The organism is Chitinophaga sp. 01L420, assembly GCF_056399985.1.
Genome location: NZ_JBFTSK010000027.1, coordinates 76290 through 95824 on the forward strand (window position 1 = coordinate 76290; position 19535 = coordinate 95824).

Genomic DNA, 19535 nt, shown 5'->3' on the forward strand with positions numbered 1-19535 from the left:
TCAATTGAGATACATATGAGACTGAAAGTGATTATACCGGTTGTGCTACTTAGCATCTCCGCAGGCGTGTTAGCTTTTAATAAGCTGGGACATAACGAAGATCCTCCTGGACGTTATGAGGTGATCATGAACCTGGTAGGACAGATGCTGAAAGAAGGGCATTATCAACCCAAACCCATAGACGATAAATTCTCCACCGAAGTTTTTGATAAATACCTGCGTAGCCTGGATACGGAAAAGAAATTTTTCCTGAAAACAGATGTGGACAAGTTATTACCATTATCCACCCACATTGATGATGAGCTGAAAGGTGCACCGATCGACTGTTTCCGCAGCATCAACACCCTCATCAAACAACGTGTGGCGGAAGCAGCAGCTATTTATCCGGAAATACTCTCCAAACCATTCGACTTTACTGTGGATGAGAAAGTAACATTAGATCCGGATAAAGTAGACTACCCTGCAGACGAAAATGCACGTAAGGAAGCCTGGCGCAAAGTGTTAAAATACCGCACGCTGGAAAAGCTGACTGACCTGCAGGAAATGCGCGAGAAAGATAAAGGGAAAGACAGCGTAAAAGTTAAAACTGACACCGAACTGGAAGCAGAAGCCCGTGTGAAAGTAAAACAACTGTACGACCGCTATTTTGAGCGTTTGAAAAACAGACAAAATGATAATGATCGCTTCAATCTTTATGTAAACGCGATTACTACTACCATGGATCCACATACCGACTACTTCCCGCCTGATGAAAAACGCGCGTTCGAAGAACAGATGGCCGGTAAATTCTTTGGTATTGGTGCTCAGCTGAAAGAAGAAGGCGATAAGATCAGAGTCATCAGCATCGTAACAGGTAGCCCCAGCTGGAAACAGGGACAATTAAAAGCCAACGATGTGATCCAGAAAGTAGCCCAGGGAACCAGTGAATCAGTAGACATTACCGGCTACCCGGTAGAAGACGCCGTGAAACTGATCCGTGGTAAAAAAGGCACCCCGGTTAGATTAACCGTAAGAAGTGTGGACGGTACTACAAAAGAAATCACCATCATCCGTGATGAAATTGTAACAGAGGAAACTTTCGCGAAATCTGCCATCATCAACGGACAACATAAAATAGGATATATCTACCTCCCTGAGTTTTATGCTGACTTCAACGATCGTAACGGCGCCCGCAGTGCGGAAGACGTGGCGAAGGAAGTAGCCAAACTGAAAGCAGAGAAAGTAGAAGGTATTATCCTGGATCTCCGCTTCAACGGTGGTGGTTCCCTGCAGGACGTAGTACAAATGGCTGGCCTGTTTATTCCGGAAGGTCCGGTAGTACAGGTTCGCTCCAGAGGCGGTGACGCCGTAGTATTACGCGATCGTGATAAAAATGTACAGTATGAAGGTCCGCTGGCGATCATGGTAAATGAATACAGCGCTTCGGCTTCTGAAATCATGGCCGCTGCCATGCAGGATTACAAACGCGCCGTGATCATCGGTAGCACCCAAACCTTTGGTAAAGGTACCGTACAACGCCTCTTTAACCTGGATGATTTCTATCCTGTAAAAGATGGTGGTAGCCTCGGTGCCCTGAAACTGACCCAGCAGAAATTCTATCGTGCAAACGGTGGTTCTACCCAGCTGAAAGGTGTTGCCTCAGATATCGTATTACCAGATCCATACTATGAAGTAGCAGAACGTAAAGATTCAGATGCCCTCGCATATGATGAAATACCCCGCGCTGCTTTCACTGCCTGGTATAACCCGGTAAATACGGAATCACTGAAAAAGAATAGTGAAAAGAGAATGGCTTCCAGCCCGGCGTTCAAACTGCTCAACGAAAACCTGAGCACCCTGAAGAAACTGGAAAAACAGGAAACTTATTCACTGAACTTACTAACATATAAAACAGAGCAAAAGTCTAACACCGCTGCCCTGAAAAAATATGATGCCGTAAATGATAAAGTGAAGGAATTAAGTATCATCAATATCAAATCTGATATCGAAAAATTTGGCGGAGATTCTTCCAAAATTGCCCGTAACAAGGATTGGATCAAGATCAGAACCAAAGATATTTACCTGGATGAAGCAGTGAATGTAATGAATGATCTCATTGTACAGTCATTGCCTAAAATGCAGCGTAAGAATCAGTAAGCGCGTAGAAGATCGCCTCCGGCGATTGTCTTTGAGCAGGATTAAAATGATTTAATTGAGTTTTGTTATAAAGATTTGGGGAGATAGAAACGGAATAATCCGTTTCTATCTCCCCAAATTATTTAACGGCAGATTTGATAAGGGACTACGGATCAGGTTGAAAACGGGGGAAATATCCTTTTTTCAATATTTTCTAAATGCCAATACACTCGCATTTGTCATTCTCAAATCCCTACTACATTATCTTTGAATATTATACAATACCCATTACACTCCCTTTAGATAATTCTCAATCTGTCCCCAAACACGTTCCCCGGATTATGTTATATTTATAGTAATCAAAATTATCTCTCATGGCAAAACAAATGTCTATCATTCCCTTTACGGGAAAACTTGGCCCTCTCATTGGGTATAAGCGCAATGGCAGCTACTTCCTGCGCTCCATGCCCGAAAGCGTGCAGCAAACGGCTGCTACCCGCCGCGCATCCCGGCGCTTCGGCATCGCCAGCAGGAAAGGCGCTTTTATCCGGCATGCTTTCTACGGCAACCTGGATATCCATTGTGACGGCGGCCACATTAATCGGCTCAACAAGCTACTCATTGCTGCCGGCGATCATCACGAGGCCCTGACAGGCTTCCGCTTCAATCAGCATACCGGAGTAGATCGTTTTTTTCCGGCGGCTCCCCGGCTTTTGAGTAACGGAATATTAAATATTCCCGCACAAACCATCGACGGGTATAAAGGTATTGCTGCGCTGGAAGTAAAAGTGATCGCAACACGTATTGATTTTAGATCACGTCAGGTGGCGGGTAGCGAAACGGTTACACTCATGATAGCCCCCGATACCACCTTCCAGGAAACAAATGTTTCGCTGGAGGTACCCGGGAAGGGTTCACTGGTAGTGGTTTTCCAGGTAAGAGCCCTATACAAAGACGGCCCATCCGGCAACAGAAAATATATGGCCGCAGACATTATTGCAGTGGCAGCACCACAAGTACCCAAATATGCTAATAAACTTAAGCACCCAAAGCGGACGAAATTGCTTCCCGGCCTTACCTATACACACGCATATCCAGCTGTCATTCAACTGGAATAAAGCGATCCTTGCCTCCGGAGATATTTTGATGAATAATCCCTTTATACCTGCTTCCTTTCAATAGTATATTTCTTTCCACAGCTACAGCCTGACACTGAAGCAGCCCTGCTATGGCCACTTCTCACCTCCATCCATCTGCTGATTCAATTTCATCCCGGTTACACATCCAAACATCATCCCCGCATCAAGTCCACCTCTACTGCACTGCTTCTGTAGGTACTAAGCGGGTGCTAAGCATAGCCTCGGCGGAGCCTACATAATCACAATACACTTTTGCAGGTAATGATGGGTGTTCTTTAAACTTTATGCTTAAAACTTACACTATCCCCCAGGTTTTCAACTTGATCCGGGACTACACAAAAAGATCAGGGGAGATAAAAGCATCATCCGCTTCTATCTCCCCTGATCTTTATAACAAAACTCAATTAAATCAGTATAATCATCTTAACCCTGTCCAAAGACAATCGCCGAAGGCGATCCCCTCCACTATTTCTCTTTCTCCACTATTTCCAACGCTTTCTTCACCATTGGATCTTCTGCGTTGATTGTTTCATAAAACCCTTCTGTTCTGTACAGTTGACGGGCCAGCATCGCTTTAAGACGGGTACGGATCTCCATTTCATCACGGGAACTTATATGATCCAGTCCGGGAACACTGTCCTTTTTAGCATATACTTTGAAATCGCTGATCACTTCATTGCCAAGCTGGAAGTTTTTGGCAAAGGCAGCGGCATCTTTATACGGTGTAAATACATCTTTGTGAGTTGTATAATACTGGTAAGCAAAGTTGCTGAACGTATTGCGGGTATAAATAGCAGTGAGGGTAGGCGAGAAGCGGGAAGTATCGAACGGAATAAAAATATCCGGTGTAATACCACCGCCACCGTATACGCGGCGGCCAGCGGCCGTTTTATAAGGAACAGTATCTGTGATTTTGATACTGTCTTTGTTCACCAGTTCTCCGTGATGGTAGCGTTCTGCGATATCATCATCATAGTCGTCATGTCCTTTGCCGTATGGTTTCTGAATACTTCTGCCGGAAGGAATATAATAACGGGCAACGGTAAGACGCAGTGCGCCGCCGTTGTCAAGATCATATTGTTCCTGTACCAGTCCTTTACCAAAAGTACGGCGACCTATAATTGTACCACGATCCCAGTCCTGTACGGCGCCGGCAAGAATTTCACTGGCAGAGGCGGAACCTTCATCGGTGAGTACAGCAAGTGCACCCCTTTCAAACATGCCGGGGCGTTTGGTTTTGTAGTCGGTCCGTGGGAAGTCTTTACCCTTGGTGTATACAATCAGTTTCTGATCTTCCAGCAGTTCATCCGCTATGCGGGTGGCTGCATCGAGGTAGCCACCGGGGTTTTGTCTCAGGTCAATGATCAGTTTCTTCATGCCTTGTTTATTCAGTGCTACGATGGCTTTCATAAACTCATCGTAGGTGGTGGCAGAAAACTTACTGATTTTGATATATCCTACTTCTGGTGCTGCCATGTAGCTGGCATCCACGCTATATAAAGGAATAACGCCTCTTTTAATAGGGACCTTTATTTGTTTTTGTTGTCTTAATATCAGGGTATTTACCACTGAACCGGCAGGGCCGCGCAGTAATTTGCGGATTTTGTCTGGGGTAACGCTGTTACCAGCTACCAGGCTGTCGTTGACTTTCAGGATTTTATCGCCGGTTTGTACACCTGCGTTTTCAGACGGGCCGCCACTCAGTACACTCACTACGTTTACGGTATCCGCGGTGATATTGAATTCTACGCCGATGCCTTCAAAGTTGCCTTCCATATCTTCATTCACCCGTTGCAGTTCTGCGGGGGGAATATAAATGGAGTGGGGATCCAGATGGGCCAGTACGCCTTCTATGGCTTCCTGTTGTAAATCATCTGTATTGAGAGAATCTACATATTTCGCTTTGATCAGGTCCATTACTTCCTGTAAGGGCCCTCTATTGGGTTTATTGAAAAACACAGTGGCTCCTCCGTTGTTCGATCCAGGCATTTTATGACCGAGGAACATTCCCAGGGCTAATACAACTGCAAAGAGAAGAGGTAAAAAAACATTCAACTTCCTGTTAGACATAATCAGATTATTATCCCGCTATTTATATGACCAATCTTTATCCATGTAGTATTGGCACCTGGCGGAAAGCAATCTGCCGCATACATGTATCATCATCATTTAAAGTTAAGGGGAGCTATTTGTTTATATGAAACCCTTTTGTTTAAATTGTGACAAAAATAGCATAAATCAGGTGCAAACTTTTAGGATTCTTTAATTTCATAAATTACCGGATATGGGTGCTGGAATAAAGTTGATAGCAGACAGCGGATCTACAAAGACCGAATGGGGCGTGCTGGGCGCGGATCAGCCACTTATTTTGAAAACGCAGGGTGTAAGCCCCTACTTTCAATCTGCAGAACAGATAAAAGCGATCCTGGACACAGAGCTGGCACCACAACTGCCCGCCGGCAGCCATGTTACCGCCGTGTACTTTTATGGAACAGGTCTGTCACAGCCTAAAAATCTGAAACTGGTATCTGATGCTATAAAGGCAGTATGGCCGGATGCCGAGTCAGATGTACAGCATGACCTGATGGGAGCGGCCCGCTCACTTTGCGGCCACCAGGAAGGAGTAGTGAGTATTTTGGGCACCGGTTCCAATTCCTGTTATTATAATGGAAAGGAGATTGTGAAAAATAATCCGGGCCTGGGTTATATTTTGGGAGATGAGGGCAGCGGCGCTTATCTGGGCCGTAAGGTGCTGCAGTATTACCTTTATAATAGTTTTGATGACGATCTGCTCGCCCGTTTTGATTATAAGTACCATACCACTAAGGACGAAATACTGGAAAACGTATACCGGAAACCGTTAGCAAACCGCTATCTGGCTGGGTTTGCAGAGTTCCTGTCGGAAAACCGTGAACATTTCATGATCCAGAATATCCTGGAAGACGGCCTGAACGACTTCTTCTTTAACCACATTTATAAATACCGCGAAAGCTGGACAACCGCCCTGCACTTCACTGGTGGCATTGCCTGGCATTTCCGCGATATCCTCACTGAGCTGTGCGATCTCTATGAACTGCCCATGGGCAAAGTGTTGCGGACTCCTATGGACGGCTTGCTGGAATTTCATCGTTAATCATTTTCAACAGATAAATATGTCATTTATAAAAGTAACGGAACAGGTATCTCACTATAATCATCTGGAAAAGATGAGTGTAACGGAGTTGCTCGTTGATATGAACAAGGAAGATCAAACGGTGCCGTTGGCCGTTGCAAAAGCGATTCCGCAAATAGAAAAACTGGTGGCTGCCGTGGCAGATAAAATGCTTGCAGGTGGACGGCTGTTTTATATAGGAGCTGGTACCAGTGGCCGTTTGGGGGTAGTAGATGCCTCTGAGTGCCCGCCTACCTTTGGAGTGCCACAGGGATTGGTAGTAGGATTGATTGCCGGCGGTGATACGGCTATACGTAAAGCTGTGGAGTTTGCAGAAGACGACCGTAGACAGGGATGGGTAGATTTGCAGGCACACGATATAACAGATAAAGATGTGGTAGTAGGTATCGCTGCCAGCGGTACCACGCCTTATGTAATAGGGGCACTGGATGAGTGTCGCCGTCATGGTATTGTTACCGGCAGCATTAGCTGCAATCCCGATACGCCGGTATCTGCTGCCGCCGATTTCCCGGTGGAGGTAGTGGTAGGCCCGGAGTTTGTTACCGGCAGCACCCGGCTGAAAAGTGGCACTGCGCAGAAGCTGGTGCTGAACATGCTCTCTACCGCAGTAATGATACAGCTGGGTAGGGTAGAAGATAATAAAATGGTGAATATGCAACTCAGCAACGAGAAGCTGGTGGACCGCGGCGTGAAAATGCTGATGGAACAGTTGTCACTTACCGACTATCAACAGGCCCAGGAACTATTGCTGAAAGCGGGCAGCGTAAAAAAAGCAGTAGATGATTTTGTGAAAAAATGATTTAACCGGACCTTTGCATCATCGATAAACCAGGTATGCATAACATAGAGCCATATTACAACTGGCGGCACTTATACACCGCAGAAGAAGATGAATATTCTCCTTTTTATGGAAGGGAATATAGTGAATTCGAATATTCCAATTCGGTATATAACTATTATATACATCCACAATGGGATGAATTTGGTTCACGCAACTTATACATGAAAATCCTGTTTACGGACTACCAGTTCAATTTTGCCATTATAGAATTATTGGGAGAATGGAATGATGCCATAGACAATGATATCATGACGATGAAACGAAATATCATCGATACACTCATCGCACAGGGCATCACTAAATTTATTCTCATCACCGAAAATGTCATGAACTTCCATTCTTCAGACGATTGCTATTATGAAGAGTGGTGGGAAGATATCCGCGATGATGGCGGCTGGATCGTTAGCCTGAACATGCCGGTACAAACGCGCGAAGAGTTTGAAAGATCACGTTTACACTATTATGTTCATCTGTTAGATGATGATAAATGGCGAACATATCAGCCTTTACATCTGTTTAACATGGTGGATAACATCATGCTGAAGCGTTTAGAATAATATTAATTTTCATTACAAAATGAAAGATATCATGCGTGAATGCCTGATAACCATGCCTTAATACATTTAACCGGCAGTTTATGCATTGTGAAACCTGATAAATATCATTTTTTTTTATTTTTCCTGCGTTAAATTTGCCCGACATTTCAATCATCTTTTTATACTAGGAAGCTTAGATTTTTACTTATGAAGTGGTCACAGTTCTTTAATACCTCTATCGGTAAGAAGTTATTGGTAGGTGCTACCGGCTTGTTTCTTTGCAGTTTTGTTATCGTACATCTGGCAGGTAATTTCCAGCTGTTGTACAACGATGAAGGCAAAGCCTTTAACGCATACGCTGCGTTTATGGGACACAACAGCCTGATTCAGTTTATAGCCTGGGGGCTGAAAATTGTGATCGTACTGCACGCATTCATTGCGCTACAGCTCACATTCAGCAACAGAGCAGCCCGTCCGGTGAAATACGCCGTTAATCCGGGTAACCAGACATCTTCCTGGTTCAGCCGCCAAATGGCCATCATGGGAAGCATTCTCCTTATCTTCATCGTCATCCACCTGGTTAACTTCTGGGGACAATTCCACTACGGCCAATTACCCACCCGTACTTATGAAGGAAGCGTTGAACCATTGAAAGACCTGTATGCCTTATCTTATGAGACTTTCAAAAATGGCTGGTTGGTTGCATTGTATGTGATAGGTATGATCGGTTTATCCTTCCACCTGATCCATGGCTTTAAAAGCGCCTGTCAGACCTTTGGTTTAAATCATAAAAAATACAACGGTTTAATCAGCTTTATTGGTGTTTGGCTGTTTGGAATAGCGATCCCTATTGGTTTTGCTATCATACCCGTTTATATTTATTTCAAATAATTCTGTAAAGTAAGGATATATGTTTGACGCAAAAATTCCTGCCGGACCATTAAATTCCAAATGGGAAGACTACAAAGGACATTGTAAATTGGTGAACCCTGCCAATAAGCGCAATCTGGAAGTGATCATCATTGGTACCGGTTTGGCCGGCGCTTCCGCAGCGGCTTCATTAGGTGAGTTGGGATATAAAGTAAAAGCATTCTGCTTTCAGGATAGTCCGCGCCGCGCACACAGTATTGCTGCCCAGGGTGGTATCAATGCGGCAAAAAATTATCAGAATGATGGTGACTCTGTTTTCCGTTTATTCTACGACACAGTAAAAGGTGGTGACTACCGCGCCCGCGAAGCCAACGTACATCGTCTGGCAGAAGTGAGCGGTAATATTATAGATCAATGCGTGGCACAGGGTGTTCCCTTTGCACGTGAATACGGTGGCCTGTTAAGTAACCGCTCTTTCGGTGGTACACAGGTACAACGTACTTTTTATGCCGCAGGTCAAACCGGCCAGCAGCTGCTGCTCGGTGCATACTCTGCACTGGAGCGCCAGGTAGCATTGGGCAACGTGAAGATGTACAATCGCCACGAAATGCTGGACATCGTGAAAATTGATGGTAAAGCGCGTGGTATCATTGCACGTGATCTGGTTACCGGTGAACTGGAGCGTCACTTCGGTCATGCGGTACTGATCTGCAGCGGTGGTTATGGCAACGTATTCTACCTGTCTACCAACGCCATGGGATCTAACGTAACAGCAGCTTGGAAAGCTACCAAAAGCGGTGCTTACTTCGCTAACCCCTGCTTCACACAGATCCACCCTACCTGTATCCCGGTTTCCGGCGATCACCAGTCTAAACTGACCCTCATGTCAGAATCACTGCGTAATGATGGTCGTATCTGGGTTCCTAAAAAACAAAACGATACCCGCAAAGCCAGCGATATTCCTGAAGAGGAAAGGGATTATTACCTGGAAAGAAGATATCCTGCCTTCGGTAACCTCGTTCCCCGTGACGTGGCTTCCCGTGCAGCAAAAGAAAGATGTGATGCCGGTTATGGTGTAGGTACTTCCAAACAGGCGGTATACCTCGACTTCGCCGCAGCTATCGAACGTTATGGCAGCATCGAAGTAGGTAAACGCCAGATGGGCAACGTATCCAAAGAAGAAATCATTAAACTGGGTAAAGAAGTAGTAGCCGAAAAATATGGTAACCTGTTCGACATGTATGCCAAAATCACCGGTGAAAATCCTTACGAATTACCAATGCGTATTTATCCTGCAGTACACTACACCATGGGTGGACTCTGGGTGGATTACGAATTGGGTACTACCGTTCCGGGTTTATATTCCCTGGGAGAAGCTAACTTCTCTGATCACGGTGCTAACCGTCTTGGAGCATCTGCACTGATGCAGGGGCTGGCAGATGGTTACTTCGTGCTTCCTTACACTGTGGGTAACTACCTGGCAGATGAAATCCGTACCAAGGCTATCTCTACAGACCACCCTGCTTTCGTGGAAGCAGAGAAGAATGTAAAAGATACCATCAATAAATTCTTCAACGCTAAAGGCACCAAATCCGTTGACTTCTTCCATAAGAAATTAGGTAAGATCATGTGGGATAAATGCGGTATGGCGCGTAATGAAAAAGGACTGCAGGAAGCTATCCAGGAAATCAAAGCACTGCGTGCTGAGTTCTGGAAAGACGTTCGCGTACCTGGTGAAGCCAATGAATTCAACCCTGAACTGGAAAAAGCCGGTCGTGTGGCCGACTTCCTGGAACTGGGAGAATTAATGTGTATGGATGCACTCAATCGCCGCGAATCCTGTGGTGGTCACTTCCGTGAAGAATCACAAACAGAAGACGGAGAAGCATTACGTGATGACGTTAACTTCCAATATGTGGCAGCATGGGAATACAAAGGCGAAGGCCAGTACGAACTGCACAAGGAACCGCTGGAATTCGTAGAATGTAAACCTACTCAACGTAGCTACAAATAATGGTTATTGGTCGGCTGTTTAACAGTTGACCAGGATTATAAATCAAATAATTGTCCAAGGTATATGGAACATTATAACATGAACCTCACATTAAAAGTGTGGAGGCAGAAAAACAAAAATGCTCAGGGTAACTTTGAAACATTACAGGCTAAAAACATTTCTTCTGAAATGTCTTTCCTGGAAATGTTTGATGTGGTGAATGAAGAGCTGATCAACGAAGGCAAAGAACCAGTAGCATTTGATCACGATTGCCGTGAAGGTATTTGTGGTGCATGCTCCATGCATATCAATGGCCGTGCTCACGGTCCATGGGATGGAACCACTACCTGCCAGTTGCACATGCGCGCTTTCAAAGATGGCGATACCATCACGGTAGAACCATGGAGAGCAGGTGCATTCCCGGTAGTAAAAGATCTGACGGTTGACAGATCTGCTTTTGACCGTATCATTGAAGCTGGTGGTTATATCTCTGTGAATACAGGTAACGCACAGGATGCAAACTGTTTACCAGTAGATAAAAACAAAGCAGATCTCGCATTTGCTGCGGCAGCCTGTATCGGTTGTGGCGCCTGCGTAGCGGCTTGTAAAAACTCTTCTGCGATGCTGTTTGTATCTGCTAAAGTATCCCAGCTGGCATTGCTGCCACAGGGCCATCCTGAAAAACAATCCCGTGCCCTCAACATGGTGGCACAAATGGATAAGGAAGGTTTTGGTAGCTGTACCAACACCGGCGCCTGCGAAGCAGAATGTCCGAAAGAAATTTCTCTCACCAATATCGCTCGTCTTAACAGAGAGTTTATCGGTGCAGGTCTTTCTTCTGAGAAATAACAACTTTTGTTTTACTCAGGATTATCCTGACTATATTTTATTTAAAAGCGAAGATGAAGTTGGAGTTATCCACTTTTGTCTTCGCTTTTTTCATCTCCCTGCACCAAAAAAATCCGGTAAATCATCTGGATCAGTATAATCCTGGACACGACATACATCTACACTCCGCTCATCCCAGGAAATTTATCTTTCTAAAATTTTTTACTATCATGTGTTTTTTCCACGCAACCTGTTTTAAATAACAATATATGTCAGAACAATCACGCAGAAAGTTTATCAAACACATCGGCAGCACGGCAGCGCTGCTGGGAATTGGCCAACTGGCGGCCATGGCAAAAGAGTCCGAACATGTGCAGCTGTTGCAGCCCGAAAAAAGAATTTCTCCCAACGATAAAATACGCATTGCCTGTGTAGGCATGGGAATCATGGGATTTGGGGATGTGGAAACCGCAGTGAAAGTGCCCGGCGTAGAATTCGTGGGCGCCGCCGACCTGTATGATGGCCACCTTGCCCGTGTAAAAGATGTATTTGGTCCACAAGTATATACCACCCGCGATTACCGCGAACTACTGAAAAGAAAAGATATAGATGCTATCATTGTGGCTACGCCGGATCACTGGCATGATACTATTGCCATTGCAGCCATGGAAGCTGGTAAGGCAGTATACTGCGAAAAACCGATGGTCCAGCAGATAGAAGAAGGACATAAAGTAATCGCTGCGCAAAAGCGTACGAAAGCCGTTTTCCAGGTGGGCAGTCAGCGCGTGAGCAGCATTGCATTAGCGGAGGCCCGTAAACGTTACCAGGCCGGCGAAATAGGCCAGCTCAACGTGGTAGAAGCCAGGATGGACCGCCATAGCGCATTGGGTGCCTGGCAGTATTCCATTCCGCCGGATGCTTCTCCTGCTACCATCGACTTTGATACCTTCCTGAAAGACACTGCCAAATTACCTTTTGATCCGGTACGCTTCTTCCGCTGGCGCAACTACCAGGCTTACGGCACCGGCATCCCCGGCGATCTCTTCGTACACCTCATCTCTGGTCTGCACTTCATCACAGGATCCCTCGGTCCTACTACCATCTACGCCAGCGGCAACCTGGTACAGTGGAAAGATGGCCGCGATGTACCAGATACCGTAGTCGCTATTTTCGACTACCCCGAAACAAAAGAACATCCTTCCTTCCAGATGACGCTGCGCGTTAATTTTGCAGATGGCAGCGGTGGAGGGGAATATACCCGCCTCATTGGTACGGAAGGTGTGCTGGAACTGGGCTGGAACGATTTTAAAATAAAGAAACATAAACTGCCTGAAGCACCGGGCTATGGCGGTTGGGATACTTACAATACTTTTACGAAAGCACAACAGGCTGCCTACGTAAAGGAATATAACGCCAAATACCCGGCAGATAAAAGAAACGCGATAGAAACATCCAGCGCTTACGCAGCCCCTAAAGGCTATGACGACAGACTGGAACATTTTACCAACTTCTTTGAATCTATGCGCACCGGCAAAGCAGTAGTGGAAGACGCCGTATTTGGTCTTCGGGCCGCAGGACCCGCATTGCTCACCAATGAGAGTTATTTTAGTAAGAAACTGGTAAATTGGGATCCGGTGAGTATGAATAGAATTACGAATTAGGAATTACGAATTACGGATTTGTGGGGAGATGGTAAACGCGTATTTCTCCCCACAAATCCGTAATTCGTAATTCGTAATTCGTAATTTTCTTACATTTAACCATACTATTTAAAACTATCTCCTATGTTTAAGAACTTCCAGGGTAATATTTTGTTGCTTTTGGGAACGGTCCTTTTGTCTTGTAACGAAAAGAAGAATACTATGAATGATCAGGCTGATATTAAACCTCCTGTGGCAGAAAAGATAGCTAAAGAACTCAGTATCCACGGTGATAAGCGCATCGACAATTATTACTGGATGAATGACCGCGAAAATCCTAAAGTGCTGGCATGGCTCAACGCGGAAAATGCTTACCTGGACACTATCCTGTCGCCGGAGAAAAAACTGCGGGAAAAGCTTTTTGAGGAGATGAAGTCACGCATCAAAGAAACAGATATGAGCGTGCCCTATCTGAAAAACGGCTACTATTATTATACCCGTTTTGAAGCAGGCAAAGAATACCCGGTATACTGCCGTAAAAAAGGCAGCCTGGAAGCTGCTGAACAGATAATACTCAATGTAAACGACCTGGCTGCAGGACATGCATATTGCCATGTAGGCGGTATGAGTGTAAGCCCGGATGCCACCTTGCTGGCCTACGGAATAGATACAGTAAGCCGCAGACGTTATACCATTCATGTTAAGAACCTGGAAACAAACGAGGTACTCACCGATGTCATCCCGGAAACAACGGCAGCCAGTACCTGGGCCAGTGATAATAAAACCCTGTTTTATACCCGCAAAGATACCGTTACGCTTCGTGGCGACCGGATCATGCGGCATACGCTGGGAACCGCAGCAGACAAAGAAGTGTATCACGAAGCTGATGAAACCTTTGATGTCAGCGTGTCAAAAACCAAATCAGGAAAGTATATCGTTATCAACAGCGAAAGTACCTTGTCGTCTGAAAGCCGCATCCTCGATGCCGCCAAACCAAATGATGTATTCCGTGTATTTCAGCCCCGCGAAAAAGAAATGCTCTATAGCATCGATCATCGCGACGATAAATTTTACATCGTTACCAACTGGGAGGCACTCAACTTCCGCTTGATGGAATCCCCGCTGGATAAGACTTCCCGGCAGAACTGGAAAGAGCTCATCCCCAATCGTCCGGATGTATTACTGGAGGACCTGCAACTATTTAAGGACTTCACCGTATTGGAAGAAAGAAAGGGGGGCTTAACACTGATCCGGGTGATCAATGATAAAACACATACCGAGAAGTACCTGCCTTTTTCAGAAGCAGCCTATACTGCTTCTGTAGGCAATAATCCGGAAATGGATAGTAAAGAGTTGCGGTATAACTATACTTCCATGATTACGCCCAATTCTGTGTATGACTATAACCTGGAAACAGGTAAAAGCGAATTGAAGCGGCAACAGGAAGTGCTCGGTGGTTATGATCCCAAAGACTATGCTACTGAAAGACTCTTTGCTACTGCAACAGATGGCACTAAGATTCCGGTGTCTATTGTATATAAGAAAACATTTGAGAAAAACGGGAAAGGTCCGCTGCTGTTATATGGCTACGGTTCTTATGGCCATAGCATGGATGCTACTTTCGACTCCGGCCTGTTAAGTTTGCTGGACCGTGGTTTCGCCTTTGCGATCGCGCATATTCGTGGTGGCCAGGAAATGGGCCGGCAGTGGTATGAAGATGGTAAGATGTTTAAAAAGAAAAACACTTTCACAGACTTCATCGCCTGCGCGCATTACCTGATAGAACAGCGCTATACTGATAGCGCGCACTTGTATGCTATGGGAGGCAGCGCTGGCGGCCTGCTGATGGGTGCAGTAGTGAATATGCAGCCGCAGTTATTTCATGGCATAGTGGCGCAGGTGCCTTTTGTTGATGTGGTAACTACCATGCTGGATGAAACCATTCCATTAACGACCGGTGAGTTCGATGAATGGGGCAATCCAAAAAATAAGGATTCATACGATTATATGAAGTCGTATTCTCCTTACGATAATGTAACGGCTAAAGCCTATCCGAATATGTTGGTTACTACCGGCTTGCACGACTCACAAGTGCAGTACTGGGAACCAGCAAAATGGGTGGCCAAATTGAGAGAGCTGAAAACAGATCACAACTTATTACTGCTGCATACCAATATGGAAGCTGGTCATGGCGGTGCTTCCGGAAGGTTCAAAGCATTGCATGAAGTGGCATTGGATTATGCCTTTCTGCTAAAGCTGGAAGGAAAATAAACAGAAGCATATAAAAGGAAAGGCCGGAAGTAATTCCGGCCTTTCCTTTTATAACTATGTTAATATTACTTTGTCAACATCTTTTTAGACGTAACTGTTTTCCCGAAAAATATCTCCGCCATCCTGTCAAAAATAGCCGGATCATCTGTGGTATAAAATTGTTGTTGCTGTTGTTTACTCAGCCTGCTTTCCATTTCAGGATGACGCTTCAGATAATCTTTCAGGCTATGTGCTACAATTTTACCCTGAGATAGCAGCGTAATACCACCCGGTAAAAACTGTTTGATTTTTTTCATCAGCAGGGGATAGTGGGTACAGCCCAATACCAGCGTATCTATATCTCCGGATTCCGACAATATTTTCTCCAGGTATTCTTTCACAAAATAATCCGCGCCATCACTTTCGTGTTCATTGTTTTCGATCAGGGGCACCCACATCGGGCAGGCCAACTGATAGGTTTTTACGTGCGGAAAAAATTTATGAATTTCCAGTGGATAAGATTCAGAAGATACTGTACCGTTGGTAGCAAGAATCCCTACTTCCCCGGTTTGCGTGATGGTGCCTACCATTTCAGAGGTAGGACGTATAACGCCCAGCACCCTGTTATCCGGTGCTATATGGGGAAGATCTTTTTGCTGAATAGTGCGGAGTGCTTTTGCGGAGGCGGTATTGCAGGCAATAATCACCAGCGGGCAGCCCAGGTCAAATAATTTTTGTACACATTCCAGCGTATAGGCGTGAATGGTATCAAAGCCGCGATTGCCATAAGGTGCGCGGGCATTATCTCCCAGGTAGATATAGTCGTATGCCGGGAGTTCTCTTATTATTTCTTTCAGTACCGTTAATCCGCCGTAGCCGGAGTCAAACACGCCAATAGGACCCATGATTATTCAGTGTCTTTTTGCATCAGGCCGGAGCCTGTTAAGTCATAAATTTTTTGAATTTCATGCAGTACGCCTTCAAAGTCTATTTCCAGGTCTTTCAGCATACCGTTTTTCAGATCGTATACCCAGCCGTGAACCGTTGGATAACCCTTCTCTACATAAGATTTTTGTACGGCGGCAGTTTTGATAACGTTAATACATTGTTCCTGGGTATTGAGTTCAACCAGGCGATTATAGCGTGTATGCTCATCCGTTATGGCATTTAATTCATCCATATGAAGACGGTAAACATCGCGGATGTTGCGCAGCCAGGGATTCAGAATACCAAGGTCTTTGGCCTGCATGGCGGATTTCACGCCACCGCAGTTGTAATGGCCGCAAACAATGATATGTTTTACTTCCAGGTGTACCACTGCGTAGTTGATCACGCCCATTACATTGAGATCGGTATTGGGTACAAGATTAGCAATGTTACGGTGAACAAATACTTCTCCCGCTTCCAGTCCCATGATTTCATTAGTGGGAACACGACTGTCGCTGCAACCAATATACAGATAGGCTGGTTTCTGTGAATCCGCCATCTTGTCGAAAAACGCCGCATCTGTGGCTAATTTGGAAGCTACCCAAACCTTGTTGTTCTCAAATATCTGGTTATATGCTGTCATCCTGTATTAATTTTTATGCGCTAAAGATACGTATAGAAAGTATATACTCCTGAACGGTGGGTATTATGAAATTATGGAGATGGTATCCCGTAACTGTTCCCTTCAGGCAGGATCTATGGCCGGTATCTTCTCCCGCTGTTGATTGTGAGGTAGTATTGTCTGCTTAAGGAGTAATGAATATATAAAAAGCTATTGCAATGCTGATTGTGTATGTTATTTTGTTGTCATGTTAAGATCCTTGTCTGCTTGGAAAGCCCGCATAAAATCTGTACCTTTGCAGCTTCAAAATTTACATAGCCAGCATGATCAGTGTTAAAAACGTAACGCTCTCTTTTGGTAAGAGAGTATTGTTTGACGAAGTAAACCTCAATTTCACAAAAGGGAACTGTTATGGTGTGATTGGGGCCAATGGAGCAGGAAAGTCTACTTTTCTGAAGATATTGTCCGGTGAAATAGAACCGAATAAAGGTACTGTGGAAATCACTCCGGGTGAGCGCATGAGCGTTCTCTCGCAGAATCACTTTGGATTTGATGAGGTTACAGTACTGAATGCCGTATTAATGGGTAATAGCAGGCTTTGGAAAATAGCGCAGGAAAGAGATGCTATTTACGCCAAAGAAGATTTTACCGAAGAAGATGGTATGCGTGCCGGTGAACTGGAAGCAGAATATGGTGAAATGGGCGGTTATACCGCAGAAAGTGATGCAGGTGTACTGTTGAGCGATCTGGGTGTAAAAGAAGAAGTACACGGTTCACTGATGAAAGATATTGCCGGTAGTCTGAAGGTGCGTGTTTTGCTGGCACAGGCCCTGTTCGGTAATCCGGACATCCTGTTGCTGGATGAACCTACGAATGACCTGGATGTGGAAACAATTGGCTGGCTGGAAAACTTCCTGGCTGACTATCAGAATATCGTAATCGTTGTATCGCATGATCGTCACTTCCTCGATGCTGTTTGTACGCATGTGGCGGATGTGGATCGTGCCAAGATCCAGATCTTCAGTGGTAACTATACCTTCTGGTACGAATCATCCCAGTTGATGGCCCGTCAGATTTCTGATAAGAACAAGAAAATGGAAGATAAGCGTAAAGACCTCATGGACTTTATCGCCCGATTCAGTGCCAACGCCTCCAAAAGTAAACAGGCTACTTCCCGTAAGAAAGCTTTGGAAAAACTGGTGGTGGAAGATATTCAGCCTTCTAACCGTAAGTATCCGGGTATCATCTTCAAGCAACAGCGTGAAGTAGGTAACCAGATCCTGAACGTAGAAAAGCTGGAGAAACTGGTAGATGGTCGCAAACTCTTTACAGATGTAACCTTCTCTGTTAACAAGGGAGATAAGATTGCTTTCCTGTCTAAAGATCACCTGGCCCTCACTACTTTCTTCCAGGTAATCAACAACGAAGCGCAGGCAGATAGCGGTAAATTTGAGTGGGGTACCACTGTTACCAGTGCTTACCTGCCCAATGATAACGCCGGGTTCTTTACCAATAAAGACCTGAACCTGATGGATTGGTTACGTCAGTATGTACCACCACACGTTACAGATGTGGATGAGCCATTCCTGCGTGGTTTCCTGGGTAAAATGTTATTTGGTGGAGATGAAATCATGAAGAAAACTTCCGTATTGAGCGGTGGTGAAAAAGTACGTTGTATGACCAGCCGCATGATGCTGCAGGACCCTAACGTACTGGTACTCGATGAGCCTACCAACCACCTGGATCTGGAATCTATCCAGTCTTTCAACGAAAGCATGATCAACTATAAAGGCGTGGTTTTATTCACCACACATGACCATACCTTTATGCAATCAGTAGCTACCCGTATCATTGAGCTGACACCTAAAGGCATCATCGATCGACTGATGACCTTTGATGAGTATCTGGCAGATGAGCGTGTGAAGACTTTGCGTGAAGAAATGTACGGTAACGCAGTACTGGCGTAAAAGAAATTACGAATTTCAAATTACGAATTACGGCTTTGTAAGAAGATGATAAACGCGAAGTGCATTCGCTGTTACCTTCTCACAAAGCCGTAATTCGTAATTTGAAATTCGTAATTTCTTTATAGATATTCCTCTATTACCTTGAGTTTATTTTTATCAAGTGGCTTGGTGATGTAAGCCATCAATTCCGGTGTATGCTGTACTTTTTGCATATCCCTTACATCCACGGAGGAGGAGCACATGATAATCGGAATTGTATTTTTGAGAGATGTTTTTAACCCTCTGTATGCTTCAATAAAATCCCATCCGTTCATCCGCTGCATATTCATATCAAGAATAATAAGAGAGGGCAATGTAGGCTGAGGATCACTTGAAAGCTGTTCCAGCGCTTCTTCTGCGCAAAGGAAAGAGGTAACTACCAGGTGATTGCTTTGCTGCCCCAACATTTTTTTGATAATGAAATGAAAAATTTCATCATCATCTACAACGTACACTATTTTACTCATGTCTTCCATGCTTCGGTTTTAATTGGGCTTCTTATCTTATCCGTTAAATAACAAAAGGGCACACCCCAAAGACGATAGTTTAAGGGAAGAATCGCATTGCATTGATACCGTTTTACCGCAAAATAAGAC

General features: G+C 44.9%; 15 protein-coding genes. 11 read left to right on the forward strand and 4 right to left on the reverse strand.

Annotated elements, in window-relative coordinates:
* The first annotated feature begins 15 nt into the window (after positions 1-15).
* Positions 16-2136, forward strand: coding sequence for a carboxy terminal-processing peptidase (locus AC1DP6_RS23300; protein WP_441572301.1), 2121 nt, complete (start codon positions 16-18; stop codon positions 2134-2136).
* 353 nt (positions 2137-2489) lie between these two features.
* Positions 2490-3233 carry a hypothetical protein gene (locus tag AC1DP6_RS23305; protein ID WP_477056976.1) on the forward strand — a complete coding sequence of 248 codons (744 nt, stop codon included), beginning with the start codon at positions 2490-2492 and terminating at the stop codon, positions 3231-3233.
* A gap of 486 nt (positions 3234-3719) precedes the next feature.
* Here the strand turns inward: AC1DP6_RS23305 and AC1DP6_RS23310 are convergent, their stop codons facing one another.
* Entirely contained in the window at positions 3720-5324 is a 1605-nt protein-coding gene (locus AC1DP6_RS23310) for a S41 family peptidase (RefSeq protein WP_477056977.1), read from the reverse strand.
* A 214-nt stretch (positions 5325-5538) separates the two neighbouring features.
* Between AC1DP6_RS23310 and AC1DP6_RS23315 the strand changes: the two genes are divergently transcribed.
* The 8 genes from AC1DP6_RS23315 to AC1DP6_RS23350 all read left to right on the forward strand — a co-directional run bounded on the left by AC1DP6_RS23315 (position 5539) and on the right by AC1DP6_RS23350 (position 15405).
* Positions 5539-6387, forward strand: a complete 849-nt coding sequence (locus AC1DP6_RS23315; RefSeq protein WP_477056978.1) for a BadF/BadG/BcrA/BcrD ATPase family protein — start codon at positions 5539-5541, stop codon at positions 6385-6387.
* 19 nt (positions 6388-6406) lie between these two features.
* Positions 6407-7225 (forward strand): N-acetylmuramic acid 6-phosphate etherase, encoded by an 819-nt coding sequence (murQ, locus tag AC1DP6_RS23320; protein ID WP_477056979.1) that lies wholly within the window; start codon positions 6407-6409, stop codon positions 7223-7225.
* Positions 7226-7260: 35 nt separating this feature from the next.
* Complete coding sequence (locus tag AC1DP6_RS23325; protein ID WP_441572296.1) at positions 7261-7824, forward strand: hypothetical protein; 564 nt, start codon at positions 7261-7263, stop codon at positions 7822-7824.
* A 186-nt stretch (positions 7825-8010) separates the two neighbouring features.
* Complete coding sequence (locus AC1DP6_RS23330) at positions 8011-8694, forward strand: succinate dehydrogenase cytochrome b subunit (RefSeq protein ID WP_441572295.1); 684 nt, start codon at positions 8011-8013, stop codon at positions 8692-8694.
* A gap of 19 nt (positions 8695-8713) precedes the next feature.
* Positions 8714-10687 carry a fumarate reductase/succinate dehydrogenase flavoprotein subunit gene (locus tag AC1DP6_RS23335; protein WP_477056980.1) on the forward strand — a complete coding sequence of 658 codons (1974 nt, stop codon included), beginning with the start codon at positions 8714-8716 and terminating at the stop codon, positions 10685-10687.
* 63 nt (positions 10688-10750) lie between these two features.
* The gene (locus tag AC1DP6_RS23340; protein WP_477056981.1) at positions 10751-11515 is read left to right on the forward strand and encodes a succinate dehydrogenase/fumarate reductase iron-sulfur subunit; all 765 of its coding nucleotides are present in this window, start codon (positions 10751-10753) and stop codon (positions 11513-11515) included.
* Positions 11516-11763: 248 nt separating this feature from the next.
* Positions 11764-13155, forward strand: coding sequence for a Gfo/Idh/MocA family protein (locus AC1DP6_RS23345; RefSeq protein ID WP_477056982.1), 1392 nt, complete (start codon positions 11764-11766; stop codon positions 13153-13155).
* 123 nt (positions 13156-13278) lie between these two features.
* Positions 13279-15405, forward strand: coding sequence for a S9 family peptidase (locus AC1DP6_RS23350; RefSeq protein ID WP_477056983.1), 2127 nt, complete (start codon positions 13279-13281; stop codon positions 15403-15405).
* Between the two features lie 65 nt (positions 15406-15470).
* Here the strand turns inward: AC1DP6_RS23350 and murI are convergent, their stop codons facing one another.
* Positions 15471-16289 (reverse strand): glutamate racemase, encoded by an 819-nt coding sequence (gene murI, locus AC1DP6_RS23355; RefSeq protein ID WP_477056984.1) that lies wholly within the window; start codon positions 16287-16289, stop codon positions 15471-15473.
* Positions 16290-16291: 2 nt separating this feature from the next.
* Positions 16292-16954 carry a carbonic anhydrase gene (locus AC1DP6_RS23360; RefSeq protein WP_477056985.1) on the reverse strand — a complete coding sequence of 221 codons (663 nt, stop codon included), beginning with the start codon at positions 16952-16954 and terminating at the stop codon, positions 16292-16294.
* A gap of 302 nt (positions 16955-17256) precedes the next feature.
* On the opposite strand from AC1DP6_RS23360, the gene AC1DP6_RS23365 reads away from it, so the two are divergent.
* Positions 17257-18900: an ABC-F family ATP-binding cassette domain-containing protein gene (locus AC1DP6_RS23365; protein WP_477056986.1), complete on the forward strand. Its 1644-nt coding sequence runs from the start codon at positions 17257-17259 to the stop codon at positions 18898-18900.
* A gap of 119 nt (positions 18901-19019) precedes the next feature.
* Here AC1DP6_RS23365 and AC1DP6_RS23370 read toward each other — a convergent pair whose 3' ends face one another.
* Positions 19020-19415: a response regulator gene (locus AC1DP6_RS23370; RefSeq protein WP_477021768.1), complete on the reverse strand. Its 396-nt coding sequence runs from the start codon at positions 19413-19415 to the stop codon at positions 19020-19022.
* Between the last annotated feature and the right edge of the window lie 120 nt (positions 19416-19535).